Source organism: Bradyrhizobium sp. cf659, from assembly GCF_900113725.1.
GTDB lineage: Bacteria > Pseudomonadota > Alphaproteobacteria > Rhizobiales > Xanthobacteraceae > Bradyrhizobium.
Genome location: NZ_FOQJ01000001.1, coordinates 1,771,456 through 1,795,380, shown reverse-complemented (window position 1 = coordinate 1,795,380; position 23,925 = coordinate 1,771,456). Strand labels below are relative to the sequence as shown.

Sequence of the window (23,925 nt, the reverse complement as noted above, 5' to 3'; positions counted from 1 at the left end):
ACGCTACCTTCCCGCGCTGCTCGCAACGATCGAGGAGGGCGACGTGACGTGCTTGCCCAGCGCAAGATAGACCAGCCCCGAGACCCCGATCCCGAACAGCCAGCTCAGATCGGCCCCGCCCAGGAGGTTGATCGAGACCGGCCCCTGGAGCGCGCCGACGAGGCCGTCTTCCACCAGCCATCCGGCGACGAGGCCGGCGAAGAACGCGATCATGCCGGCCCAGTTGATGTCGCCATAGGCGCTGGTCTCCGGCGAGCGGTAGAGCTCGGCGACGTCGATCTTGCCCTTCCGCTTGAGGAAGAAATCCGCAAGCACCACGCCGGCCCACGGGCTCATCCACAACAACAGGCTGATCATCCAGTTGTCGAACGCTTTCGCAAAGGACGGCGCGAAGATGAAGTACAGCGTCACCAGATAGCCGGCGACGCCGACGATGACGGTGAGCCAGAAGCGCGAGAGCTTCAGCCCCGCGCTCAGCGCCGCCAGTGTCGCCGAGTAGACGTTGAGGATGTTGGTGGCGATCGGGCCATGCAGCACCATCAGCAGGACGAGGATGCTGACCGGTCCGCCGAACACCGCACTGACCATCTTTGCGGGATCGGTGTCCAGCGTCGTCGAGGCGATGGTCGCGCCGAGAATGCCGAGCCAGACCGTCGGCACGAACATGCCGATATAGCTGTACCAGAACACGGATTTCGACGGCACGCTTTTCGGCACGAAGCGCGAATAGTCGGAGGCCCAGGTGACCCAGGAAATGCCCCAGCCGACACCGATCGCGGTCATCAGCAGGGTCAGCATCGCCAGATGCGCGCCCGGCGGCAGCGACGTCGTGAGGCCCCAGTTGACGACGCCGGGGCGCGTCCAGGCCAGAATGCTCATCAGCACCATGATGGCGATGGTGGGCGGCACGGTGTATTTCTCGAAGGTGCGGATCGCGTAGAACCCGTAGACGCCGATCAGGACCTGCGCCGCCATCACCAGCGTGATGATGACGATCTCGATCAGCCAGGTGTCGGGCACGCCGAACTGGCCGAGAATGCCGATCGAAACCTTCACCGGGAAGTAGGTGTTCACGCCGATCCAGCCCAGCGTCATCACGAACATCAGGATGCTGGGCAGGTAGGCGCCGCGGACGCCGAACGCGGACCGGCTCAGTACCATCTGGTTGACGCCGGTCTTGTGCCCCATCACCGTGAAGGTCGCGAAGATCGCGCAACCGACGATGTTCCCGAGCACGATGACCGCGATCGTCTCCATCAGTCCGAGCTTCAGGATGATGCCGAGCGCGCCGAGCGCCCAGTTGACCGGCGCGATGTTGGCGCCGGCCCAGATCCACATTTGCTGCGGTCCGGTCGAGTCCCGGTCCGCATCGGGAATTGGCTCGATGCTGTGAATATCAGCGCGAAGTTCGGAATCCGTCATGACATCCCCCAATACGAAGCACGCTGCGTATCGCCGCAGCATAAATCGTGCCATTGGTTGCACAGCCGCCGGAGCGGGGCGTGCGCCGATGCCGGATGCAATGTGGTTCGCGCCGGATTGCTGTTGAAATTTCAAATGCGATCGACGTCACGCGCAGGCTTGTATCGGCTCATGTCGAGCCACCTGTTTGCGACCCGGCGACCGGCGCGGAGGCTCAGGGTCTTGCGCGTGCGAGCAGCGGTACGATGATAAATTGGGCAGCCCAACTCAAAAGTGCAGCAGCCGCTTCTAGTCGAATAGGGCAGCGGCGCTGTCGCGGCTGGGATTGCCGGCCACGATGCGCTGCATCATTTCGATGAAGAGCGCCTGTTCCCGCTCGCTCAAATCGCCGAGGGTCGCACGATGCGCCCGTCGCGCCGCGCCCTCGATCTTGACCAGCAGGGCGGCGCCGGCAGGCGTCAGGCGGCACAACCGCGCGCGGCGATCGTCCTTGTTGATGGCGCGCTCGACCAGACCTCGTGCGGCGAGCCGCTTCAGCGCGCCGGTCGTCGTCGTTCGATCGAGGGCGATATCGGCCGCCAAAGTGGTCTGATCGGCGGTTTCGCGTGCCGCCAGCGCCGAGAGCAAGCTGTATTGCAGCGGCGTGACCTCGAACGCACCGCACGCTTCCTGAAACAGCGCGACATGAATCTGGTGCAGCCGCCGGATCAGATAGCCGGGACGTTGCGACAATGGCCAGGGGCGGTGCTTGCCCCCGCTGCGACGCGTCTTCCCTTGCCGCAATGCACGCTCTCCCAAGCTGGAACCCCGCCGCGCTTAGCTCGATTCGAGTGCGCCCGCCACCTTCAGATCATGGCACGAAGCTTGCTTTTGTCAAAATGCGAAGCATGCTTCGTATTTCCGGGGCGAAGCAATCGCCGCCGTGAGGAGAGGAGAGCGCCATGTCCATCACTGCCAGCTTCGACCTTCTGCTGCGCGGCGGTCGCGTGATCTGTCCGGCCTCGGGCGTGGACGGCATCAGGGACGTCGCCATCCGCAGCGGCAAGATCGCCGCGGTCGCGCCGGACATCCTGCCGACGAGTGCGAAGGAGGTCGTCGATGTCGGCGGCAAGCTCGTGCTGCCCGGGCTGATCGACACCCATGCGCATGTCTATCAATATGTCTCCGGCCGCTTCGGCATGAACCCCGACATGGTCGGCGTGCAGTCGGGCGTGACGACGGTGATCGACCAGGGCGGTCCGTCCTGCATGACGCTGCCGGGCTTTCGTCATTTCATCGCCGAGCCGTCCCATACGCGCGTCTATGCCTTCCTGTCCGCCTATCTCGTCGGCGGACTGGAGGGACATTATTATCCGCAGCTCTACAGCCCCGATGGTGTCGACATCGATGCGACCGTCAAGGCGGCGACGGCCAATCTCGACATCGTGCGCGGCATCAAGGCCCATGCCGAGATCGGCGGCTTCGCGCGCTGGGGCATCCGTGTCATCGAGATGGCGGCGGAGATCGGCAAGCGCGCCGATCTGCCGGTGTATGTGCATTTCGGCCAGCTCTGGGGCCTGCCCGAGAGCGGCGCCAATGGCGAGGATGCCGATACGATCCTCACGCGCGTGATCCCGCTCTTGCGCGAGGGCGACGTTCTCGCCCATCCGTTCACGCGCCACCCCGGCGGCTTCGTCAACCGCGAGGGCGAGGTGCATCCGGTGATCCAGGCGGCGCTCGATCGCGGCCTCAAGGTCGATGTCGGTCACGGCAGCCATTTCTCGTACCGGCTCGCGAAGAAGGCGATCGCCGCCGGCATCATTCCGACCACGCTCGGCGCCGACATTCACGGCTACAACACCCATGTGCCCGCGCCGGCCGGGACGCCCGACCAGCACGAGGACGAGGAGAACCATCCCTTCGCGGGGCAGGCCAAGTTCAGCCTGGTCCAGGCGATGAGCTCGATGATGGCGCTCGGCCTGTCGCTGGAGCAGGTGGTGCCGATGGTCACCTCCAATCCCGCCAAAATGCTCGGCCGCAGCGCGGAGATCGGCGCGCTCAAGGTCGGCATGGACGCCGACGTCTCCGTGCTCGCGGAGAAGAACGGCCGCTTCGTCCTTGCGGACAACGAGAAGAACGAGGTGATCGCCGAGCGGCTGCTTCAGCCGGCCTTCTGCCTGCGCGCCGGCACGCGCTTCGACGCGGTCGCGCCGATCCTGCCGCAGGCCGTCGCGGCGTAAGGCCAGGCGGTGAAGGAGAACGCGGAGTTGCGCAACGAGCGAGAGTTTCCTTCAGGCAGATCCGGGCAGGGCGTGGGCGCACGGCTGCCGCGGAAGGAGGATGATCGCCTGATGCGCGGCCGCGGCCAGTTCGTCGCCGACATCAGGCTTGCGGGTCTTCAGGACGTCGCCTTTGTGCGCAGCCCGCTGGCGCATGCACGCATCCGCGGTATCCACGTGCCCGAGCGTCATCGTGGCAGCGTCTTCACGGCAGCGGATCTCGTCGGCATCAAACCGATCCGCGCGGTCTCGGGGCTTCCGGGTTTCAAGATCTCGGAGCAGCCCGTGCTCGCCACCGGCAAGGTGCGCCAGGTCGGCGAGCTCGTCGCCATGTGTCTCGCGCCGACGCGGGCCGAGGCGGAGGACATCGCGGCCTCCGTGACGCTGGATCTGGAGGAGCTGCCCGCGATCACCGACATGCTGAAAGCGCGCGAGCCGGGCGCGGTGCTGGTGCACGAGCATTGGGGCGACAACGTCTTCCTGGAGACCAATTACGAGGTCGACATCTCCGCCGCGCTCGACGCGCCGATCAAGGTGACGCGGGAGATTTCGACCGCGCGGCAGTGCATGTCGCCGCTCGAAGGCCGCGGCGTGGTTGCGACCTTCGATTCCAGACTCGATCAGCTCACGCTGCATTCGGCCGCCCAGATGCCGCATATCACGCGCAGCGGTCTTGCCGAATGCCTCGGCATGGAGGAGGGCCAGATCCGCGTCATCTCGCCCGACGTCGGTGGCGGCTTCGGGCATAAGGGGATTTTGCTGCCCGAGGAGGTCTGCCTGTCCTGGCTGACGATGCGCTGCGGCCATCCCGTGCGCTGGACTGAGGATCGCCGCGAGCATCTCGTCGCCAGCTCCAATTGCCGCGAGCATCATTACAAGATCACGGTCTATGCTAACAGCGACGGGACGTTGCGCGGCATCGATTGTGAGGCGACGGTCGATTCCGGCGCCTACTCGTCCTATCCGTTCTCCGCCTGTCTCGAAGCCGCGCAGGTCGCAAGCATCCTGCCCGGTCCCTACAAGATGCCGGCCTATCGTTGCCGCACCTTCTCGGTTGCAACCAACAAATGTCCGATCCTGCCGTATCGCGGCGTCGCCCGCACCGGTGTCTGCTTTGCGCTGGAGTTGATGCTCGACCTCGTGGCGGCCGAAGCCGGGCTCGAGCCCGGCGACGTGCGGCTGCGCAATCTGGTGCAGCCGGAGCAGATGCCGTTCGACAACATTACTAAGAAGCATTTTGACAGCGGCGACTATCCGGAGGCGATGCGGCGCGCGCTCGCCGCGATCGACGTCGAGGCTATTCGCGCGAGGCAAAGCCGGGGCGGGGCTGACGGCCGCCGCATCGGCGTCGGCGTCTCCATCTATTGCGAGCAGGCGGCGCACGGCACCTCGGTCTATTCCGGCTGGGGCATCCCGATGGTGCCGGGCCATGAGCAGGCATCGGCGCGGCTGACGCCGGACGGCGGCCTCGAGCTGCGCGTCGGCGTGCATTCGCACGGGCAGGGCATGGAAACGACGCTCGCCCAGGTCGCGCATGAAATGCTGGGGATAGACGTCGCAAAAATCCGCATCATCCTCGGCGATACCGCGATGACGCCCTATTCGACGGGCACCTGGGGTTCGCGCTCGATGGTCATGGCCGGCGGTGCGGTGGCCACGGCCTGCCGCGAGCTCGGCGAACGCGCAAGGCGCATTGGTGCCAAACTGCTGCAGCACGATCCGGCTTCGGTCGTCCTGCAGAATGGCGAGGTGCGCGGCGTCAATGGCAGCGTCAGCCTGAAGGCGATTGCTCACACCTGGTATCGTCGCCCGCAGGATCTGCCTGTTGACGTCGATTCCGGCGGGCTCGAGGTGACGCAAGGTTACAAGCCCGTGCGCGACAGCGGGACGTTCAGCTACGCCGCGCATGCGGCCGTCGTCGCGGTCGACCCTGATGTCGGCGAGGTCGAGATCCTCGACTACGTGATCGTCGAGGACGGCGGGGTGCTGGTCAACCCGATGGTGGTTGACGGCCAGATCTATGGCGGCCTCGCCCAGGGCATCGGCACCGCGCTCTACGAGGAAATGCCGTTCGATGCCTCCGGCCAGCCGCTGGCGACGACGCTCGCCGACTATCTGCTGCCCGGCGCGACCGAGGTCCCGGCGGCGCGTCTCGATCACATGGAGACGCCGTCGCCCTACACGCAGTTCGGCGTGAAGGGCATCGGCGAGGGCGGTGCGATTGCGCCGCCCGCCGCGATCGCCAATGCCGTCAACGACGCGCTGCGCCCGCTCGGTGTCGAGCTGATGCAGTCGCCAATCACGCCGCATCGTGTCGTCGCAGCCGTGCTGGCCGCGCGCGCGGCCGAACGGAGCGCGGCATGAAGCCGGCGCCGTTCAGCTACGAGCGCCCGCGCGATCTCAATTCGGCACTGTCGATGCTGGCAGCGGCAGGCGGATCGGCGAAGATCATCGCCGGTGGCCAGTCGCTCGGGCCCATGCTCAATCTGCGGCTGGTGCAGCCGGAGCTGATCGTCGACATCTCCGGCCTTGCCGAGCTCAAGCAGGCCGGGCTTTCCGGCGGCGAACTGGTGCTCGGGGCCCTGGTGACGCATGCCGACATCGAGGATGGGCGCACGGCCGACGTGACCCGCGGCGCCATGCGCGGTGTCGCGGCCAACATCGCCTATCGCGCCGTGCGCAACCGCGGCACGATCGGCGGCTCGCTCAGCCATGCCGATCCCGCCGCGGACTGGGTTTCCGCGCTCGCGGCCTTGGGTGCGCGCGTCACGCTGCGCAGTCTTGCCGGTGCGCGCTCGATGGCGATCGAGGCCTTCGTCGTCGGCGCGCTGGAATCGGCGCTGCACGCCGGCGAAATCGTCGAGGCGATCCATGTGCCGGCCCGCGCCGTCTCGGCGCATTGGGGCTATGCCAAGAGCTGCCGCAAGACCGGCGAGTTCGCCCATGCCATTGGCGCGGTCCTTGTCGATCCCGCCGCCGCCTCGGCGCGCGTCGTGATCGGCGCGATCGATACAGTGCCGATCGTCGTGGCCGATGCGGCGGAGCTGTTCGGCGGCCGGATTGCGGCCGACTACAAGCAGCGTTTCGACATCAGGGTCGCCGACACTCTTCTGATGAACGCCGGCATCGACGATGCCGCGCAGCGCCATATCCATGTCAGCGTGTTGAAGCGCGCCGTCCTGGAGGCCGCCGCATGAACACGATCGCGCTTCATGTCAATCGCCGTGCGGTGGAGGTATCGGCCGAGCCGCGCACCAGCCTTGCCGATTTCGTGCGCGACAAACTCGACCTGACCGGCACGCATCTCGGCTGCGAGCACGGCGTTTGCGGTGCCTGCACCGTGCTGCTCGACGGCGTGCCGGCGCGCTCCTGCATCACCTATGCGGTGGCCTGCGAGGGCGCCGACATCACCACGATCGAGGGTCTCGACAAGGACGAGGTCACGACCGAGCTGCGCGCGGCCTTCACCCGGGAGCATGCGCTTCAATGCGGCTATTGCACGCCCGGCATGCTGGTTTCGGCGCGCGACCTGGTGCTGCGTCTGCCGGACGCCGACGAGCGGCGCATTCGCGTTGGCCTCAGCGGCAATCTCTGCCGCTGCACCGGCTATGTCGGGATCGTGCGGGCGGTGCAGTCCGTGATCGAAGCGAGGCGCGCGCGCAACATCGCGCCGCAGGCCGATGGCGGCCGGACCAGTCTCGGCCCCGCCGGATCGGGGCGAGCTACGTCAGGCCGAAGCGAGCCTCGGCCTGCGCGGCAGGCGGTGGCCGCGGCATCAAACCGCGCCGCAGCAAGCACCATTCCCGACTTCACCCCGGCGACCGTTCTCGATCAGCGCTTCACGCTGCAGCACCCGCCGGCAAAGGTCTTTGCGATGTTCGACGATATCGCCGGCATCGCGGCCTGCCTTCCCGGCGTATCGCTGACGGCGCCGCCAAGGCCCGAGCGCGTCGAAGGCGTGATCCGGGTCAGGCTCGGGCCGATCGCAGCAAGCTTCGAGGGGGCCGCGCGCGTCGAACGCGATCCCGCGACACTCTCCGGCCGCATCAATGGCATCGGCACCGACCAGCGCAGTCATTCGGCGACACAGGGCGAAATCCGTTATCGCCTGATCCCGCTCGATGACGGCGCGGCGACCGCCGTCGAACTGTCGATCGGCTACACGCTCACGGGCATGCTGGCGCAGGTCGGCCGTCCCGGCCTGGTGCGGGATCTCGCCAGGCGCCTGGTTGCGGAGTTCGCGGCAAATCTCGACCGCCACATGGCGGGCGCGCCGTCGGGGCAGGCGGCCCCGGCGGAGCTCAGCTTCTGGTCGCTTGCATCAGACGTTGTGCGCGCCCGGCTCGCGCGCATCCTTGGCCGCGTCTTCACCGGAAAAGGTGGAGCGGAATGACCGGCGCGCTCGCGCCGCAGAGTGACGAAGCCTGGACTGCTAGACATCAACAGCGTGGGATTTGGAGAGACAACATGACACGAGCACTCGGACTGGTTCCGGCCATCGCGCTGGCGACGGCCTTGGTCGGCGGCACGGCAGGGGCGCAGACCATCAAGATCGGTGTCAACGAACCGCTCACCGGCGCGTTCGCGGCATCCGGCACCTACGTCGTCAATGGCGCCAAGATCGCCGCCGACGAGATCAACGCCAAGGGCGGCATCCTGGGCAAGAAGATCGAGCTCGTGATCGAGGACAACAAGAGCAACCCGACCGAAGCGGCCGCCGTCGCCGAAAAGCTCATCACCAGCGACAAGGTGCCGGTCCTGATGGGCGCCTGGGGCTCGAGCCTGACGCTCGCGGTGATGCCGAAGCTGATGGAATACGAGACGCCGATGGTGGTGGAGACCTCGTCCTCGGGCAAGATCACGACGACGGGAAATCCCTTCATCTTCCGCATCTCGCCGCCCTCGGCGGTCGAGGCCGCGGCGTTCAAGGGCATCGTCGACAAGCTCGCGCTGAAGAAGGTCGACTTCCTCGTCATCAACAACGACTGGGGCCGCGGCACCGCCGAGGACTTCAGCAAGATGATGAAGGACAAGGGCATCACCATCGGCCTCGTCGAGACCATGGACCAGGGCGCGCAGGACATGAGCGCCCAGCTCTCCAAGATCAAGAGCTCGGATTCCGAGACGGTCATCGTCACGACCGCGGTCGACCAGCTGACGCTGATCTTCAAGCAGGCCGCTGCGCTCGGCCTGAAGAAGCGCATCATCACCACTGGCGGCTCGCAGAACCCCGACCAGATCATCGCCCAGGCGGGAGCCGCCGCCAACGGCACCATGCATCTGACGACCTTCCTGCCTTGGTTCCCGGACAAGACGCCGAACCCCGAGGCAACCAACTACTTCATCACGGAATGGAAGAAGCGCGGTTTCGAGTTCGCCGGCTGCACCGAAAGCTTTCGTGGCTATGACGGCATCCGCACCGCGGCGGCCGCGATCGAGAAGGCGGGCAAGGCCGAGCCGGCTGCGATCAAGGCGGCGTTCTGGGACATCAACATCAAGGGGCTCAACGGCGACATCGTGTTCCGCAAGTCCGGCCCCGAGGGCAAGGAGAGCGGGCAGAGCCAGCCGAACGTCTATCTCATCGAGATCAACGACGGCAAGGTCGAGATGAAGACGCTCTAATGTCGGCCAGTCACAGGCGAGGGCGGCGGGCAGTGTGCCCGCGGCCCATCCTTCGAGACGCCCGCCTACGGCGGGCCCTCAGGATGAGGTCGCGTTTTGCGGCGAGATATTAGACCCTCATGGTGAGGAGCCCGCCAAAGCGGGCGTCTCGAACCATGCAGGCCGAACTCATCCGGCAGCCTCCCGCTGTCGTGTGCAATAGCCCTATCTTACTACGAGTCATTCGGGAACAGCCTTGAGCGAGTTTCTCCAGCACCTGGTCAACATGCTCGTGCTCGGCGGCACCTATGCGCTGCTCGGGATCGGGCTGACGTTGATCTTCGGCATCATGAACGTGGTGAATTTCACGCATGGTGTGCTCTACACGTTCGGCGCCTACGTCATGTTCATCGTGGTGCAGCAGATCGGGCTGAACTTCTTCCTGGCGTTGCCCGTCGCCGTGCTGGCCGGCTGGCTATTGGGGGCGGCTATCGAATTGACATTGCTGCGGCCCCTGCGCGGCTCCGACATCGACACCACGATGCTGGTCATGATCGGCGCCTGGATCGCGATGCAATCGGGCACGCTGTGGATCTGGGGCGGCGTCGCCAAATCGGTGGCGACGCCGTTTCCCGAGGCACCGCTGGTGCTCGGACCTGTCTCCGTGTCCTGGCTGCGGCTGTTCGTGCTTGCCGCCGCGGCACTGCTGATCCTGGTGACGTACCTGCTGATCAACAGGACAAGCCTCGGCCGCGCGATGCGGGCAACGTTCCAGGACCACGACACGGCCTCGCTGATGGGCGTCAATGTCGACATGATCTACACCTCGACCTTCGCGATCGGCTCCAGCCTTGCCGCCGCCGCGGGCGCCCTGCTCGGGCCGGTCTATGTGATCTTCCCGCAAATGGGCGATCTCGCCGCCGTCAAGGCCTTCGCCATCGTCATCCTCGGCGGTCTCGGCAACATCACGGGCGCGGTGATCGGCGGCTTCATCCTGGCGCTCGCCGAGGAGCTTGGCGCGGGCTATGTTTCGTCCGGCTATCGCGACGCGATGGGCTTTGTGATCATCATCGCGGTTCTGATCTTCAAGCCGACCGGCCTGTTCGCACGCGCGGAGCGCGTCGGATGAGAATAGCCCTCACCATTCTCGCCGTTGCAGCCCTTGCCTCGGTGCCGCTCTGGCTGCGCGATCCCTATTTGCTGAACGCGCTGATCACGACCGGTATCTTCGTCATCGGCGCGATGAGCCTCAATCTGCTGCTCGGCTTCACCGGCCAGCTCAGCCTCGGCCACATCGCCTTCTTCGGCATCGGCGCCTATGTCAGTGCGCTGACATCGCTCGGCTTCGACGTCGGCCTGCCCGGAGGCTTTCGTCTGGTTCACGCGCCCTGGCCGCCGATCGTGGGATTCGTGCTCGCGATCGTCATCGCCGGATTGTGCGGCTATTTCGTCGGGCTGCTGTCATTCCGCGTCCGCGGCGCCTATTTCGTCATTGTCACGATCTCGTTTGCCGAGGTCGTCCGGCTGGTGGCGTTGAACTGGGTCGAGCTGACGCAAGGTCCGCTGGCACTGACCAACATTCCCTCCATCGCGCTGCCGTTGCCCGGCCTCGGTGAGCTGACGCTGCGCACCAAGCTGCAGAACTACTATCTCGTGCTGGTCGTGGCGCTCATCGCCTATCTCCTGATCGCGCGCCTCGTTCGTTCCCATTTCGGCCGCGCCATGCGCGGATTGATGGAGAATGAGACGCTCGCCGTCTCCGTCGGCATCGACGTGACCAAGACGCTGACGCTGGCGGCGGTGATCTCGGCCGCGATCGCTGGCGCCGCCGGCAGCCTTTATGCGCACTACATCCGGATCATCGATCCCGAAGTGTTTGCCTTCATCAACACCGTCACCATGGTCATCATGGTCATCAGCGGCGGCAAGGGTTCGCTGGCCGGTCCCGTCGTCGGTGGCCTGATCTTCGGGCTGCTGCCAGTCGCGCTGCGTCCGGTCATGGCGCCGGAGGCGCAGTGGATCGCCTATGGCGGCGTGCTGATCGCCATCCTGTTCGTGCTGCCGCGCGGCATCGTGCCGTCGCTCGCGCAGCGGTTGGCGAGGAGACGGAGCAGGGCGACGGCACTGGCGCCGGTGGCCCTTGCCGAGACAGCCGTCAAGGAGCGTGCGTGATGACGGCGCGCAGCGTTGCCATGACGATCGAGCAGGTCGCGGTCCGCTTCGGCGGGCTCGTCGCGATCTCCGACATGAGCTTCACCGTGGGCGAAGGCGAGATCGTCAGCCTGATCGGACCGAACGGCGCCGGCAAGACCACCGCCTTCAACGTCATGACCGGCTTTCTGGAGCCGAGTGCAGGGCGTGTCACCTATCGTGACACCGCGCTCAACGGATTGAAGCCACATCAGATCGCGGACCTCGGCCTGATCCGCACCTTCCAGCGCACCAGCGTGTTTCCCAACGACACCGTCTACGACAATCTCCTGATCGGACTGCACCGCCAGGGCCGGGTCCGGCTGCTTGACGCCATCCTTGGCCTGCCGGGGGCGCGCGCCTCGGAGCGCAAGCTGCGACAACGGGCGAGCGAGCTGATCGAATGGGTCGGTCTCGAACGCCGTGCCCACGATGCGGCCGGGTCGCTCTCCTACGGCGAGCAGCGTCTGGTCGGTGTCGCGCTGGCGCTCGCTGCGGAACCCTCGATGCTGCTGCTCGACGAACCCGTCTCGGGCATGAATGCCTCGGAGACGCACCGGTTTGTCGAGCTCATCCGCAGCATCCGCGATCGCGGCATCACGATCCTGCTGGTCGAGCACGACATGCCGATGGTGATGACGGTCTCGGATCGCATCGTGGTGCTCAACTACGGCCGCATCATCGCCGAGGGGACACCGGACGTGATCCGCAACGATCCCGCCGTGATCGAGGCCTATCTCGGACATGGAGCGGGGCGTGCTTGAGATCCGCGACATGGTGTGCGGCTATGGTGGCGTCACCGCACTGCGCGGCATCTCGCTCGACGTGAAGGCCGGGCAATTGGTGGCGCTGATCGGCGCCAACGGCGCCGGCAAGAGCACGACGCTGCGCGCGATTTCCGGCCTCGTGCCACCGCGCTCCGGGCAGATGCGGTTCGAGGGCATCGACATCACCGGGGCGAGGCCCCCGCGTGTGCTGGCGAGCGGGATCGCACATTGTCCGGAAGGGCGGCGCGTGTTTCCGCATATGAGCGTCGAGGAAAATCTCGACATGGGGGCTTACCTCCGTCGTGGTTCAGGCGAGATCGCAGCCGATCGCGATCGCATCTACACGGAATTTCCGCGGCTCGCCGAGCGGCGCCGGCAGGCGGCGGGCACGCTGTCCGGCGGCGAGCAGCAGATGCTCGCGATCGGGCGTGCGCTGATGTCGCGGCCGCGGCTGGTCATGTTCGACGAGCCCTCGCTCGGCCTTGCCCCCAACATCGTCGAGCGCACCTTTGCGATCATCCGCGGCATCCGCGATGCCGGCACCACGGTGCTGCTGGTCGAGCAGAACGCGTTCGCCGCGCTGGAGATGTGCGACCACGCCTATCTGCTCGAGAACGGCCGCATCGTGCTGTCCGGTGCCGGCTCTGAGCTGATCGAGAACGAGCATGTGCGGAAGGCCTATCTCGGTGGATGATCCGGCGGTCCGTCCGGACGAGCCGGCGTGGATTCCGGTCTGTGACCTCAGCCGGCTGAAGGCAGAGACGATCGTCCGCGTCGCCGGGCGCGACCTGCTCGTGATCTGGAACGAGGGCGATGTCATCGCCTGCGCACGCGCGTGCCCGCACGAGCAGGCGGATCTCGGCTTGGGGCAGGTGGCGGCGGGGCGGCTGTATTGCCCGCGCCATGCGGCGTCGTTCGATTTGCGCGACGGGGCAATTACAGCGGGCTGGCCAAGTCCGCCATTGCGGCTCTATCCAGTCAAGGTCACGGGAGAGCAAGTCTGTATCGCGGCGCAGGAGCGGCAAGCGGGGCGATGATGGCGTCATGCCCCTGTCTTGCCCGACGTGTCAAAGCCATCCGCGGCGTGGATTTGCATTTGGAAACAACGGCGTTCTACTGTGCATGGGGTTGTTTTCGCGTTTTTTAGTCCAGCAGCCGGCGCGCCGCGTCGACCAGACTGCCGTCAGGGCGACGAAGCGCCTCGAGGATGGTGAAATGGTCGGCGCCGGCGACCGGAATGAGCTTGCCGGGCGCCTTCGCGGCCGCACGCTTCTCATGGAAGTTGATTGAATCCAGCACCAGGGCCGGCAACTCGCCGCTGCCATAGGCGATATCGAGCCGCTTCTGCGTCACGGGCAGGCGAAGCGGCGAGAGCGTGGCGATTTCCTCGTCCGTCAGCTTCAGCGCGTTGTTGAGGCCGGTATCGCGGATCGGCATGAGGTCGTAGACACCCGATATCGCAAGCCCGGCATGGACGCGCGGATGGTCCAGCGCCATCGCCACGAGATGGGCGCCCGCGGACCAGCCCGACAGGACGACCGGTCCGCCGACGCCATAGGATGCGCCATGCGCGGCGAGCCAGTCGAGCGCCCGCGGGATTTCGGCCACGATGTCGGTCAGGGACACTTCGGGCGCCAGCGAATAGCCGGGAATGGCGACCGACCAGCCATGTGCGGCGACGCCTTCGACGAGCATGGCGAACAGCTCGCGGGAATTGCGCTGCCAATAGCCGCCATGCAGGAACACCAGGCAGGGCGCATCGGGCAGCGCGGCGGGGTAGAGGTCGATCTTGTTGTTCGCGCGCTCGCCGTAGGGCAGGTCGAGATGGGATGTCAGCTTGCCTCGCAGCCGCGCCGAAGCTTCGTTGCGCTCGGCGATCAGGGCCGCGCTGTTCTTGACGGCGCCATTGTTGTCATAGGCGGCGTCGCGCTCTGCCTGGGACAATTCCGCCCATTTGGTGCGGGGATCGAAGGGCCGATGTTCCGAACGTGTGTCGTCTGCCATGGAGTCTCCGGGGCGGCATTCGACGTACCGTCGTGGTCATGATCGGCGCCGCTTGCCCCTGTCTGCCACGAATCCTGCTTGAATTGAACATCGGTCGCGCTCAGGCGAGGGATGCGTCGTTCGCGGGACTTTTTTCAGCAGACGGTCGATGGACGGGTTCGCGCAGGCAAAACGGCTGAAGGAAATTGCCTGGTCAACGCGCGGATCTTGGGTTGCACGCGCGATCCGTCGATCAACTCGAGCCGGCCGCAGCGGTTCAGGGTGTGCAGCTTTCGGCCGGGCCATGCGGGTCCCGGCTTCAGTGAGTGGCGGACGATCTGCTTGAACGTCGTCGGCGACAGTTCGATGACCTCCGCCAGGGCGAGCGCTGCACCGTATCCGTCGGCACAATTCTGGACCGGCCGCCACAGTCTTTCATTGATGGTCACGAAATTCCCTGCCGGCCGCGCGCTCGCGCGATCGATCAGGACCGGGTTGCTGGCGTGGGGCAGCCAGGGGCCGCGCAGGCGGTCGGCGTAATAGATCGCAAGCGAATCCGAATAGCCGCCGGTTCCGTCGCGCCAGGCGCCAAACAGATAGTTCAGGCCGTTGTGCCGCGTGATCGTCACGTCGGCGAGCTCGAGACCCGAGAGCAGCGTCGCATGCCGTTCCCATTTGTCCGGAAACCGAACGCATTTGTAGAGGGCGACGTCCCCGTTGATCGAGCTCTCCGGGATCATCCACAACTCGCCATCGTCCTCGATCAGGAACGGATAGGACAGGTGCCAGGGCTCTTCCAGCACGGGCACGACGTCGCCGACTGGCCCAGCGTCACCGAACTCGATCGCCGAAATGATTCCCTTGCCGACCCGGTGATCCAGATCCTCAAAAAAGACGAACGTTCGTCCGCGCCAGGTGATGGGAAAGGGATCGGCGTAGAAGTGGTTTCCGGGATCCCCCAGAACGTTCCAGCGAGGCCCGGAGAGATCTCCCGTCTGCCAGACGCCTGCGCCGTCGTTGAAGCGCCATCCGATATGCCAATGCGGGGCGTAGCAGCAGAGCCGATAGATCTCCTTGGCGATCGAGGCGGCGAGGCCGCGCGCGACGTAGCCAACGGATCCGCGGCGACTTGCATCGCCGGCGGGGCGCGCCAGCTGCGGCAGAATTCGCGGCCGTCCCGACAGGATTGCCGCCACCATGGTCAGGGTTCGCGCCATGACCGTTTCGAGCGCGCCGCTCAGGCCGGCCGCAATTTCCGCCGACGGGTGACCGCGATCGAGCACGGCGCCGTCGATCTCGTTGACGATGTCGATCACCGGCAACTCGCCGCTGAGAATGGCAGCGAGCGCGGCGTTTTCCCCCGCCGTTCCGTTGAACAGCGGGCGCAGATACAGCGGAGCCGAACAATCCCGATCCCGCGCGCCGCTTGTAAAATCGACGATCACGTCGGCCGTACCAGTGTGGGCCTGCGTCCGCTTCGGAATGATCTTCAGCCTGTCGGCGCCGCTGGGTTTGCCCTTGTGCAACACCACGCGTTCGAGCTCGAACAGCGCGTCGAGACCTGCCGGCCGTGACTCCGCCGTCGTCGTCCAGGCGATTTGGACCGGAACGTCCCGCCCGTCGATCGACAGCGTCTCGCGGCGCATCCACCGCCGCGCATGCTCACGTTCACAGCGAAACTCGATGATCATGTCGAGCTAATCCATTCCAGCGGATCAGGTCACGTGACCTGGCCGAGAATTCGAACGTATTCTTCCACCATGGCGTCGACCGAGTACCGCAACCTCAGGCCTTTGGCGTTTTGCCGCAGTTCGTCGCGCAGGGTTTCGTCGGTCAGGAGTTTCGAGACGGCTGCCGACAGCTTCGTATGATCGGAGGCATCGACGAACAGGGCTGTCGGCTTTCCCTCGAAGGACAGCACCTCGCGCAGGACGGGAAGATCGGTCACGACGGAGGGAACGCCGGCGTTTGCGGCCTCGACCGCGGCGAGGCCGAAGGTCTCGGCCTGTGTCGGAAATACGAACACGTCCAGGCAGGCCAGAAAATCGGCCATCTGACGCGGGGCGATTTCCCCGAGCAGATGCAATCTGTCCGATACGTTCAAATCATCCGCCAGCCGCCTCAGCCTGGCCTCGTCGACTCCCTGGCCGGCCAATGCGAGGTGCCAGGATGGTTGATCCGGCAGGAGGCGTATCGCCGCATCGAGCCGCTTGTGCGGGTGCAGCCTCGCGGCACAGCCGAGCAGGATGCGGTCGGTCGGCAGATTGAACTTCTCTCGCGCAGCTTCCCTCGGCAGAGTGAGTGCCTTGTCGTCGAAGCCGTGCGGCACATGCACCATGCGCGACCGGTAGGCCGCGGGGTAGCGCGAATATTCGCGCTGCATGTCCAGCGAGTTCAGCGTGATGCGATCGAAGAAGCCGAGGCTGCCCATGACGATGTCGGCCGTGCGGACCGGCCAGCTCATCGACAGCGCGGACGACACCTGATTGGCGATGACGGGTGCGCGGCAGACGAGGCGAGACACGCCCGCGCCGATGACGTTGCCGAAATGCTGAAAGGTCAGAACGGCATCGGGCCTAGTGGTCCTGATGTGACGGCCGAGCGTCCGCAGCATTTGCAGCAGGGCCAGCGGATGTCCCGGCCGGCTCGATGCGCAGTAGAGCGTATCGGGCGGCTCGTCGAAGGAATCCGATTTGCGGAAGAAGAACAGATTGGTGACCCGATAGCCGCGCGCGGTCAGGCCGGCGCCGAGCAGCCTGGAGATCTCCTGGGCGCCCGCATTCTCGGCCTGCGTCTGGACCAGAAGCACGTGCAGCTTTGGTCCGCTGCTGCCCCGACTTGCGAGTGCCGCTGCACTCGACGGCAGCTTCGGTGCCTCGCCCAGTTCTGCGCCTGGCTGGTAATGCAGCACGGATTCCGACCTGCTAATCAAACGTTCACCTTCTTGATGCCGTACCTAACATGCGAGCCTCGGGCGGACACCGACTAGCAATAAACGGAGTTAATGCGCTGGCCGCCGGAACCGCATCGTTCACATCAGAATGACGGCGGTTTCCGCACGGAGCGAAGTGCACGCGTTAACCAATTGGTCATCCTCGCGTGGAGGCGGGTAACCGCGGATTAACCATAGATATTTACGGTGGAGCAGGCCACTGAACAGTGCTTGCCAGTTGAATCCGAGTAAAGTCCATGACGTTCGGTCGCCGCGCAGACCCGACAAGTTCCGGATCGACCGGTGTCTCCGCGTCGTGGCAGACTCAAAATGCGTCGAACGGTGAGGCTGGCAGCGCCGCAACACGTCTTGGCAGTGTGCTCACTGCCGCGGGCGCGTTCTCCTTCATTCGGGATAATGCTCGCCGCATCCTGACGCTCGCTCTCGCGATCTTCGCCCTCGGGGTCGTCGTTCTGCTGGTGATCCCGGTTCGATTTGCGGCGACCGCGCTGGTCGTTGTCGATCCCCGGGAGCAACGCGTGACCGCGGATCAGGACGTTCTGCCGGGCATAGGGCAGGACAGCGCCGCACTGCAAAGCCTGGTTGAAGTGGCGAAGTCCGACGGCTTTCTCAAGCCGCTGATCGAGCAGCTCAAGGTTCAGGATGACGAAGACATTTCCGGGGGACACACCGACCCCGCGCGCCTGCTCGAGAGATTCCGCAACCGTCTCGATATTTCCCGCCGCGGGCTCACTTACGTCATCGCCATCCGCTTCACCTCGAACCGTCCGGAGCGGGCGGCCTATTATGCCAACGCGATAGCGGAGTCGTTCGTCGCGAGTCAGACGCGCAACCGCACCGAGGCGACCGACGAGGCGGCCGACTGGCTCAGTGGGCGGCTGAAGACGTTGAACGACCGGCTGAGGGCGTCAGAGGACGCCGTGGCCACGTTCAAGCTCGAGCACAGGATCGTCAACGCGGGCAAGGATGCCACGACCCAGCAATTGCGCGTGACCGAGCTGTCGCAGCAGGTTGCCGCCGCGCGCGCCCGGACCGAAGAGGCGAAAGCGCGATACGAGCAGGCTCAGCGCGACCTGAAGGCGAATGTCGAGGGTCCCGTCAAGCAGGACCTGCTGAGCGCGCTGCGCGCGCAGCGGTCGGCGCTCAATGATCAAATCGCGCAGAAGCGGGCGGTGTTCGGCGATCGCCATCCCGACCTCGTCATGTCCTACAGCCAGCTGAACGATCTCAACAGGCAGATCGAGGTCGAGCGGACAAAGGGCATCGACACTGCGAAGTCGGAATACGAGGCCCAGCGTGAACAGCAGAAGGCGCTCGAAGGCCAGATGAAGGCGGCTGAATCGCAGCTCCTGGTCGACGGTCAGGCCCTGGTCCGGCTCCAGGAATTGCAGCGCGACGCCGAGGCCAACAGAAACATCTACGAACAGTTCCTCTCGCGCTCCAAGACGACGAACGAGCAGCGTCTGTTGCAGAGTTCCCAGACCAAGATTGCTTCGTCCGCCATTCCGCCGCTTCGCTCGACGCTTCCGCCGCTGCCCTTGCTGCTTGCCGCGCTCGCGATCGGCTCGCTGCTGACATCGACGGCGGTCGTTGCCGCCACCGGACGCGGATCGGACGAGACCGTCGAAGACACGCGTGCCCCCGATCCGGCTCCGCGCCAGCCCGCGCCGTGGCCACGCCCGCCCGTGTGGGCCCGCATTCCCGACCTGCTGCCGAGCGATGTGCCCAGAAACATCTGGCAAGGTCCGGTCTCCGCGACGACTGAGCTCGATCTCGGTCCCCATTTGCGCCCGCTGCTCGACCGGCTGGAGAAGTTGCCGGGAGCCCGGGGCAAGGTCGCGCTCGTGATGTCGGTCGGCAAGCGGGCCGGCGGCAACACCGTCGCGCGGTCGCTGAACCGGTGGGCGGTGAACAAGGGGAAGCTGAGCGTCCTGATCCGGGTCGAGCCGGACCTCGGCGGTGCCGGGGCTGGCCTTGCCAAGGGGCAGGCGAACGGCATGACCACGGCGGATTTTCGCAGCGTCGATGCGCTTCTGGGCGCCGGCAAGCGGCCCGAGGCATCGCCCGCGGACGACATTCGTTCGGAGTTCGATCTGATCGTCGTCCATGCCACCTCGCTGGCCTTGCAGCCGGAGGCGGCGGCGCTGGCCGCTCACGCCGATCTGGTCGTCCTGGTCGCTTGCGAAGACGCAGTCGATTCCGCTGCAATGCGCAGGGCAATGGCTGCGCTCTCCCGCTTCGGCGGCGTGCCGACCGGGCTCGTCATCAATCGCGTCCCGGCCGATCCGTCGGCGGCGCGCCGTCGGGGCGAAGTGTTGGGCCTGGCCGGTTGATCGGCGCCCAGAGCGTTTTCGAGCGAAGTGGATACCGGTTCGCGTAAAGAAAACGCGTCAAAACAAGAATCTGGAGCTTCGTTCCGATTCCATCGGAACGGGAAAGGCTCTAGTCGCCGGAGTCGGCACCGCGGACCGCGAAGGCGCCGCGTTTCGATGCCGAGAAGCGCAAGAGCACGAGAATTGAAGGATCGACTCCGGTTCGCCGGCGACAGAGAATGTTGAGCGCGATGGTCGCGAGCGCCAGCGACACCGTCGCCGAGATCGCTGCGCCAAGTACGCCGAGCCAGGGAATCAGGACCAGAAATCCGACCAGCCGCAGTGCCACGTTGGCCGCGACGACGGGGACATAGACGCGCTCATGGCCGGTCAGCTGCAGGATCGCCGCGGATGGACCGCCCGCCGCCTGGAACGCCGTGCCGATCGCGAGCACGATCAGGACCCAGTGCTGTTCGGCGAAATGGGGCCCGAACAGGTTGAGAAGCTGGGGGCCGCCGATCCAGATCAGGAGAAGTCCGCTGGCCACGCAAAGTCCGGTCACTTCCGCCATGAGCTGCAACGTTCGCCCGAACTCCTGGTGGTTCTTGCTGAAGTACAGCGAAGGAAGCCGGCGCGCCCCGAAACTGTACAGTGCTGCCGAGACCATGGCGAAGATGTTGGCCAGGCGCGAAGCAGCAAAATAGATTCCGGCGGTCGCAGGATCCAGCATCCAGTAGACCAGGATGACGTCGAAATACTGGTTGGCGGCTTCGAGGATCGACGCGACCCAGAAATGAAGCGCGCTCGATCTCCAGCGAGAGGTCTCGGAACGCGCCGCCGTGCTGCGCAAGTCGGGCAGCGCTCGCGCAATGGCAACGACCTGCGCGACCAGGCCCACCGACATGGCGATCGTTATCACGGCGAACAACTCGGCGGGATCGAGCTGCTGATGGCCGAACAACATGGCAAGCAGAAACAGGACGACGATGACCCGCCAGAAGAACTCGCGGTTGCCTTCGCCCATGAGAATGCTGACCAGCGAGCGGGCGATCTGGCTGCCGAGCATCAGTCCGGCATTCACCGCAGTGTAGGCCGAGACAGCGAGGATCAGCAGCCACCAATCGCCCCTCAAGCTCGCGGCCAACGCGACTGCGGCGATCGCGATCAGCATCGCGGTGGCGGTGATCCTGAGGCTCGACAGGAGGACACCTTTGACGAGATCGGGCCTGTCTCCGACCTGATACTCGTTCAGGAATCGCACCAGAAGCGATTCCTGGCCGACCAGCCCCACGACCGCTGCGATCTGGGCAACCGAAAGCCAGGTCGCAAAGATGCCGAATCCATCAGGCGACATCGTTCGCGCCGCCAGCGAGAACAACGCAAACGCAAGCGCGCCGCTGCCAACCTTGAGGAGGATGGTCCCGACAACACCGCGCGTCACGTCGCGCCGCAGGAACTGGATGATGGATTGGATCATTGACGCTGCGGGACGACTTTCCCCTGGGGATACGCGTTACGATAGCGGCGACAGCCTAGCATGGTGAAAAACCGCGAGTGTTAATGGGGGCCTCTGGAATCCTGTTGGTCGCGGCCGATGTCGGCGAAACGTCCGCTGCGTCACGGTGGGACACGTTCGTTCCGCCTGTCCCGGATAAAGCAAAGGCCGGCTCTGTCGAAAAGCGACGTGATGCCGCTCTGACGAGAAGCAGCCATGCATTCCACCGTGGCATTGCCGAAGATCCGGTCCTTGTCGAACATCCTGAGCAAGACGCGTGCCGGGATATCGTCCGGCCGGAGCGATTCTTCGGTTCGTTAACCTCGATCGACGGAAATGATCGCGTTCGGTCCTGCGATGCGACATCAGGCGGGATAATTGCACATGGAACCACCGTTAACCGTGGGAGCCTGGACCATGACGGCGGATAGCACCGTGACCGAGCCGATCGCCGCAGCTGCGACCGCGACGACGTTCGCGGACATCGCGATTGTCGGAGGTGGCCTTGCGGGTTCGCTTGCGGCTTCTGTCCTTGCGCGGGCAGGGCATCGCGTCGCGCTGGTCGACAAGCGTGCGGTCTATCCGGACGAGTTTCGGGTCGAAAAGATCGGAGGCCAGCAGCTGGAGATGCTCCGCAGGCTGGGCTTCATCCGCAGCCTCGCGAGCGTCGCCTGTTCATACGATCGTGTGCTCAATGTCAGGGAAGGCAAGGTGGTCGATGTCAGCGTCGGCCAGGCTTACGGGCTTCCCTATGCCGGCCTCGTTGCCATGGCGCGCGGCCAGATGCCCGATCCGTCCAGTCTGATCGTCGACGAGGTCACTGCAGTCACCTGCAGCGACGACGTCCAGCATCTCGAGCTTGCCTCCGGACGCCGCCTGAATGCACGTCTTGTCGTTCTGGCGACGGGCATGGCGGGGGCTCTCGGCTACAAGCTGGGCATCAGGAGACGCGTGCTGGCCGCAAGCCATTCGGTCTCCTTCGGCTTCACGATCGCGCGCCGGGACGGCACGCCGTTCGATTTCAAGGCGCTGACCTGTTACGGCGAGCGCACTGCCGACGGCGTCGATTATCTCAGCCTGTTTCCGGTACCCGCCGGCATGCGGGCCAATCTCTTCATGTTCCGCGATCCGACCGATCCGGTCATGCGCGATCTGCGTCGCGACACGGAAGCGACAGTCCTGCGGCTGCTGCCGGGATTGCAGCCGTACCTCGGTGATTTTCGCGTGACGGACCGGGTGCGGAACTGGGTGATGGACCTGTCCGTCGTCGAAGGACACCTCCAGCCCGGAATCGTGCTCATCGGCGATGCGTTTCAGACCAACTGTCCCGCTGCCGGAACGGGCGTAGCCCGCCTGCTGGTGGACGTCGAGCGCCTCTGCACCGAATATGCACCGCGGTGGCTCGCGACCGAAGGGATGGGCATCGAGAAGATATCGGAGTTCTATTCCGATCGCGACAAGATCGCCGCAGACCAGCAGTCACTGAAGATGGCGCGCTTCCGCCAGGCGCTGACGTCCCGCGACGATATCAGCTGGGATGTGCGGCGACGGCTGCACTTCCTGAGGCGCAGCATCACGCATCGGGTCGATCAGATGCGGCCGGGCTGGCTTGCGCATGTCCGCAGCGCGCTGCGCGCCTGAGGGCTGCAATCCGCCGGCGCCTCGCGCCGGTCAGCGCGTCGGCGTCGAGGTGCGGGTTGGCGAGAGCCGGAACTCCGAAATTCGCTTGGCGGCAAGTTTGAGCCAGGGCGCCTGCTTCAATGCGAACATAGATATCGCGCCGGTGGTGCTGCCGGCCTGCGTGACCGCCCACATCGGCGAGGGCTGCCCGCCGAACAATTTCTTGTATGGCTCGTCGCCAATCGTGAAGTCGAGCATCTGATCCCCGCGCTCGATGCAGTCCTTCGCCACCTGCTCGAACATCAGTGCGCCCAGGGACTGGCTCTTGTATCCGGCAATGTCGAAGGCGCTCATGATGACGAGGAAACTGTCGCGGTGGTGCAACCCGAGCACGGCGGCAATCACCTCGCCATCCATCTTCATGGCATAGAGCCGCGCAAGGGAGCCGAGACCACGGACCGCGATGTCGGAATAGAAGTCGTAATATTCGGGCCGCTGGAGCAGGTCTCCGTCGCCCTGCGACTGGAACCGAGGACCGCGAAACTTCCTCATCACGTCCAGCGCCTCGAGGACGGCGGCGCTGTCGTTGCAGCACGAGAAGCTCAGCGCGCCCTTCTTCTGGAGCTGTCGGTACTTCTTTGCGAGCTCCTTCTGATAGGAGCGATCCATCGCGCTGGCCCGCCATTGCTCGAACGGGGCGACGAGAACCGTTGCGTAGGCATTGGTGTCCATCGCGACGCGGCGGGGCGCGGCCAGAAGGTTCTCGATCGGGAGCCGCCCGTCCGGCAGCTTGGTCATTCGGAGCAGGTCGAAAGGGCGAACGAGGCGGCGAATCTCGGCGCACGCCTCCGCATCCCTGAGCAACTCGGAAAACACCATCGGACCGCAAACCGGCGCCAGATAGTCGGAGACGCGGAGGTCGGCGAATTCGACGGTCCGTATCGGACCGCGCCGGATCCGGAGCAAGGGCAGCACCATCGCAAGGGCGCCCGTCGCGCGGTAGCGAACCACGACAACCAGAGGGGTTGCTCCCGCATGGGACGCAAGCCCGCCGTAGAGGCTGTGCAGCCAAAGCGGATGCTGGAACGCGGTGGCGGCCGAGTGGTCGAACAGCTCGGCATAGTCCGGCGACAGGAAGTCGAATGCCGGCTCGACGGCGATATCGAACGTGTTGCCAAGCGTGTTCATGCGTAACCAGGGAAGCCGGATAAGTCGGGAGTGCTCGATCGAGCTGAGGGCTTATAGCAGGGGAGTGACGGTCGAGATACCGCAGTGGTACGATTTGCATTAATGGACCGAGCCGAGCTCGTATCGTTACCGAAGT

The 23,925-nt window shown here is 65.3% G+C and carries 19 protein-coding genes and 1 pseudogene; 13 read left to right on the top strand and 7 right to left on the bottom strand.

The annotated features are described in order from the left end of the window. Positions 1–3 precede the first annotated feature (3 nt). Positions 4–1,422 (bottom strand): cytosine permease, encoded by a 1,419-nt coding sequence (locus BM118_RS08670; RefSeq protein ID WP_244550100.1) that lies wholly within the window; start codon positions 1,420–1,422, stop codon positions 4–6. Between the two features lie 288 nt (positions 1,423–1,710). Next, positions 1,711–2,205, bottom strand: a complete 495-nt coding sequence (locus tag BM118_RS08665; RefSeq protein WP_244550099.1) for a MarR family winged helix-turn-helix transcriptional regulator — start codon at positions 2,203–2,205, stop codon at positions 1,711–1,713. A gap of 158 nt (positions 2,206–2,363) precedes the next feature. Here BM118_RS08665 and BM118_RS08660 point away from each other — a divergent pair, with 158 nt between their 5' ends. The 10 genes from BM118_RS08660 (at position 2,364) to BM118_RS08615 (ending at position 13,275) form a co-directional block, all read left to right on the top strand. After that, the gene (locus BM118_RS08660; protein ID WP_092184018.1) at positions 2,364–3,641 is read left to right on the top strand and encodes an amidohydrolase/deacetylase family metallohydrolase; all 1,278 of its coding nucleotides are present in this window, start codon (positions 2,364–2,366) and stop codon (positions 3,639–3,641) included. A 9-nt stretch (positions 3,642–3,650) separates the two neighbouring features. Beyond that, on the top strand, positions 3,651–6,044 hold the full coding sequence (locus tag BM118_RS08655) for a xanthine dehydrogenase family protein molybdopterin-binding subunit (protein WP_092184016.1): 2,394 nt from the start codon (positions 3,651–3,653) through the stop codon (positions 6,042–6,044). Then, positions 6,041–6,877, top strand: a complete 837-nt coding sequence (locus BM118_RS08650) for an FAD binding domain-containing protein (protein ID WP_092184014.1) — start codon at positions 6,041–6,043, stop codon at positions 6,875–6,877. The genes BM118_RS08655 and BM118_RS08650 overlap by 4 nt, the downstream gene beginning before the upstream one ends. Continuing rightward, on the top strand, positions 6,874–8,073 hold the full coding sequence (locus BM118_RS08645) for a xanthine dehydrogenase family Fe-S subunit (RefSeq protein ID WP_092184012.1): 1,200 nt from the start codon (positions 6,874–6,876) through the stop codon (positions 8,071–8,073). The genes BM118_RS08650 and BM118_RS08645 overlap by 4 nt, the downstream gene beginning before the upstream one ends. Positions 8,074–8,147: 74 nt before the next feature. Further along, positions 8,148–9,302 (top strand): ABC transporter substrate-binding protein, encoded by a 1,155-nt coding sequence (locus BM118_RS08640; RefSeq protein WP_177234109.1) that lies wholly within the window; start codon positions 8,148–8,150, stop codon positions 9,300–9,302. A gap of 235 nt (positions 9,303–9,537) precedes the next feature. Beyond that, a complete protein-coding gene (locus BM118_RS08635; RefSeq protein ID WP_177234108.1) occupies positions 9,538–10,410 on the top strand; it encodes a branched-chain amino acid ABC transporter permease in 873 nt (290 codons plus the stop codon). Then, positions 10,407–11,453, top strand: coding sequence for a branched-chain amino acid ABC transporter permease (locus BM118_RS08630; protein ID WP_092184008.1), 1,047 nt, complete (start codon positions 10,407–10,409; stop codon positions 11,451–11,453). The genes BM118_RS08635 and BM118_RS08630 overlap by 4 nt, the downstream gene beginning before the upstream one ends. Further along, positions 11,453–12,235, top strand: coding sequence for an ABC transporter ATP-binding protein (locus tag BM118_RS08625; protein ID WP_177234107.1), 783 nt, complete (start codon positions 11,453–11,455; stop codon positions 12,233–12,235). Before BM118_RS08630 ends, BM118_RS08625 begins: the two co-directional genes overlap by 1 nt. After that, a complete protein-coding gene (locus BM118_RS08620) occupies positions 12,228–12,932 on the top strand; it encodes an ABC transporter ATP-binding protein (RefSeq protein WP_177234106.1) in 705 nt (234 codons plus the stop codon). Before BM118_RS08625 ends, BM118_RS08620 begins: the two co-directional genes overlap by 8 nt. Continuing rightward, positions 12,925–13,275, top strand: a complete 351-nt coding sequence (locus BM118_RS08615; RefSeq protein ID WP_244550098.1) for a Rieske (2Fe-2S) protein — start codon at positions 12,925–12,927, stop codon at positions 13,273–13,275. Before BM118_RS08620 ends, BM118_RS08615 begins: the two co-directional genes overlap by 8 nt. 106 nt (positions 13,276–13,381) lie before the next feature. On the opposite strand, the gene BM118_RS08610 is transcribed toward BM118_RS08615, so the two are convergent. From BM118_RS08610 to BM118_RS08600, 3 genes are all read right to left on the bottom strand, one after another. Further along, positions 13,382–14,242, bottom strand: coding sequence for an alpha/beta hydrolase (locus BM118_RS08610; protein ID WP_092184000.1), 861 nt, complete (start codon positions 14,240–14,242; stop codon positions 13,382–13,384). Positions 14,243–14,376: 134 nt separating this feature from the next. Next, entirely contained in the window at positions 14,377–15,912 is a 1,536-nt protein-coding gene (locus BM118_RS08605) for a glucosamine inositolphosphorylceramide transferase family protein (protein WP_092183998.1), read from the bottom strand. A gap of 29 nt (positions 15,913–15,941) precedes the next feature. Continuing rightward, complete coding sequence (locus BM118_RS08600; RefSeq protein ID WP_092183996.1) at positions 15,942–17,132, bottom strand: glycosyltransferase family 4 protein; 1,191 nt, start codon at positions 17,130–17,132, stop codon at positions 15,942–15,944. 278 nt (positions 17,133–17,410) lie between these two features. Here BM118_RS08600 and BM118_RS08595 point away from each other — a divergent pair, with 278 nt between their 5' ends. Both BM118_RS08595 and BM118_RS42745 read left to right on the top strand, forming a co-directional pair. Further along, on the top strand, positions 17,411–19,507 hold the full coding sequence (locus tag BM118_RS08595; RefSeq protein WP_092183994.1) for a GumC family protein: 2,097 nt from the start codon (positions 17,411–17,413) through the stop codon (positions 19,505–19,507). Positions 19,508–19,534: 27 nt separating this feature from the next. Next, a pseudogene (locus BM118_RS42745) lies at positions 19,535–19,618 on the top strand (TadE/TadG family type IV pilus assembly protein); the annotation flags it as partial. Here BM118_RS42745 and BM118_RS08590 read toward each other — a convergent pair. Further along, complete coding sequence (locus BM118_RS08590; protein WP_092183991.1) at positions 19,617–20,963, bottom strand: lipopolysaccharide biosynthesis protein; 1,347 nt, start codon at positions 20,961–20,963, stop codon at positions 19,617–19,619. The pseudogene BM118_RS42745 and the gene BM118_RS08590 sit on opposite strands and share 2 nt — an antisense overlap. Before the next feature lie 435 nt (positions 20,964–21,398). Between BM118_RS08590 and BM118_RS08585 the strand changes: the two genes are divergently transcribed. Then, on the top strand, positions 21,399–22,622 hold the full coding sequence (locus BM118_RS08585) for an FAD-dependent oxidoreductase (RefSeq protein ID WP_177234105.1): 1,224 nt from the start codon (positions 21,399–21,401) through the stop codon (positions 22,620–22,622). A 30-nt stretch (positions 22,623–22,652) separates the two neighbouring features. Here BM118_RS08585 and BM118_RS08580 read toward each other — a convergent pair whose 3' ends face one another. Continuing rightward, positions 22,653–23,789, bottom strand: coding sequence for a GNAT family N-acetyltransferase (locus BM118_RS08580; protein ID WP_092183987.1), 1,137 nt, complete (start codon positions 23,787–23,789; stop codon positions 22,653–22,655). Positions 23,790–23,925: the final 136 nt, after the last annotated feature.

Excerpts from the sequence above, each read along its gene's own strand:
- BM118_RS08670 (WP_244550100.1), bottom strand. The coding sequence starts at position 1,422 with ATGACGGATTCCGAACTTCGCGCTGATATTCACAGCATCGAGCCAATT.
- BM118_RS08660 (WP_092184018.1), top strand. The coding sequence starts at position 2,364 with ATGTCCATCACTGCCAGCTTCGACCTTCTGCTGCGCGGCGGTCGCGTG.
- BM118_RS08650 (WP_092184014.1), top strand. The coding sequence starts at position 6,041 with ATGAAGCCGGCGCCGTTCAGCTACGAGCGCCCGCGCGATCTCAATTCG.
- BM118_RS08645 (WP_092184012.1), top strand. The coding sequence starts at position 6,874 with ATGAACACGATCGCGCTTCATGTCAATCGCCGTGCGGTGGAGGTATCG.
- BM118_RS08640 (WP_177234109.1), top strand. The coding sequence starts at position 8,148 with ATGACACGAGCACTCGGACTGGTTCCGGCCATCGCGCTGGCGACGGCC.
- BM118_RS08630 (WP_092184008.1), top strand. The coding sequence starts at position 10,407 with ATGAGAATAGCCCTCACCATTCTCGCCGTTGCAGCCCTTGCCTCGGTG.
- BM118_RS08625 (WP_177234107.1), top strand. The coding sequence starts at position 11,453 with ATGACGGCGCGCAGCGTTGCCATGACGATCGAGCAGGTCGCGGTCCGC.
- BM118_RS08610 (WP_092184000.1), bottom strand. The coding sequence starts at position 14,242 with ATGGCAGACGACACACGTTCGGAACATCGGCCCTTCGATCCCCGCACC.
- BM118_RS08605 (WP_092183998.1), bottom strand. The coding sequence starts at position 15,912 with ATGATCATCGAGTTTCGCTGTGAACGTGAGCATGCGCGGCGGTGGATG.
- BM118_RS08595 (WP_092183994.1), top strand. The coding sequence starts at position 17,411 with ATGACGTTCGGTCGCCGCGCAGACCCGACAAGTTCCGGATCGACCGGT.
- BM118_RS08590 (WP_092183991.1), bottom strand. The coding sequence starts at position 20,963 with ATGATCCAATCCATCATCCAGTTCCTGCGGCGCGACGTGACGCGCGGT.
- BM118_RS08585 (WP_177234105.1), top strand. The coding sequence starts at position 21,399 with ATGACGGCGGATAGCACCGTGACCGAGCCGATCGCCGCAGCTGCGACC.
- BM118_RS08580 (WP_092183987.1), bottom strand. The coding sequence starts at position 23,789 with ATGAACACGCTTGGCAACACGTTCGATATCGCCGTCGAGCCGGCATTC.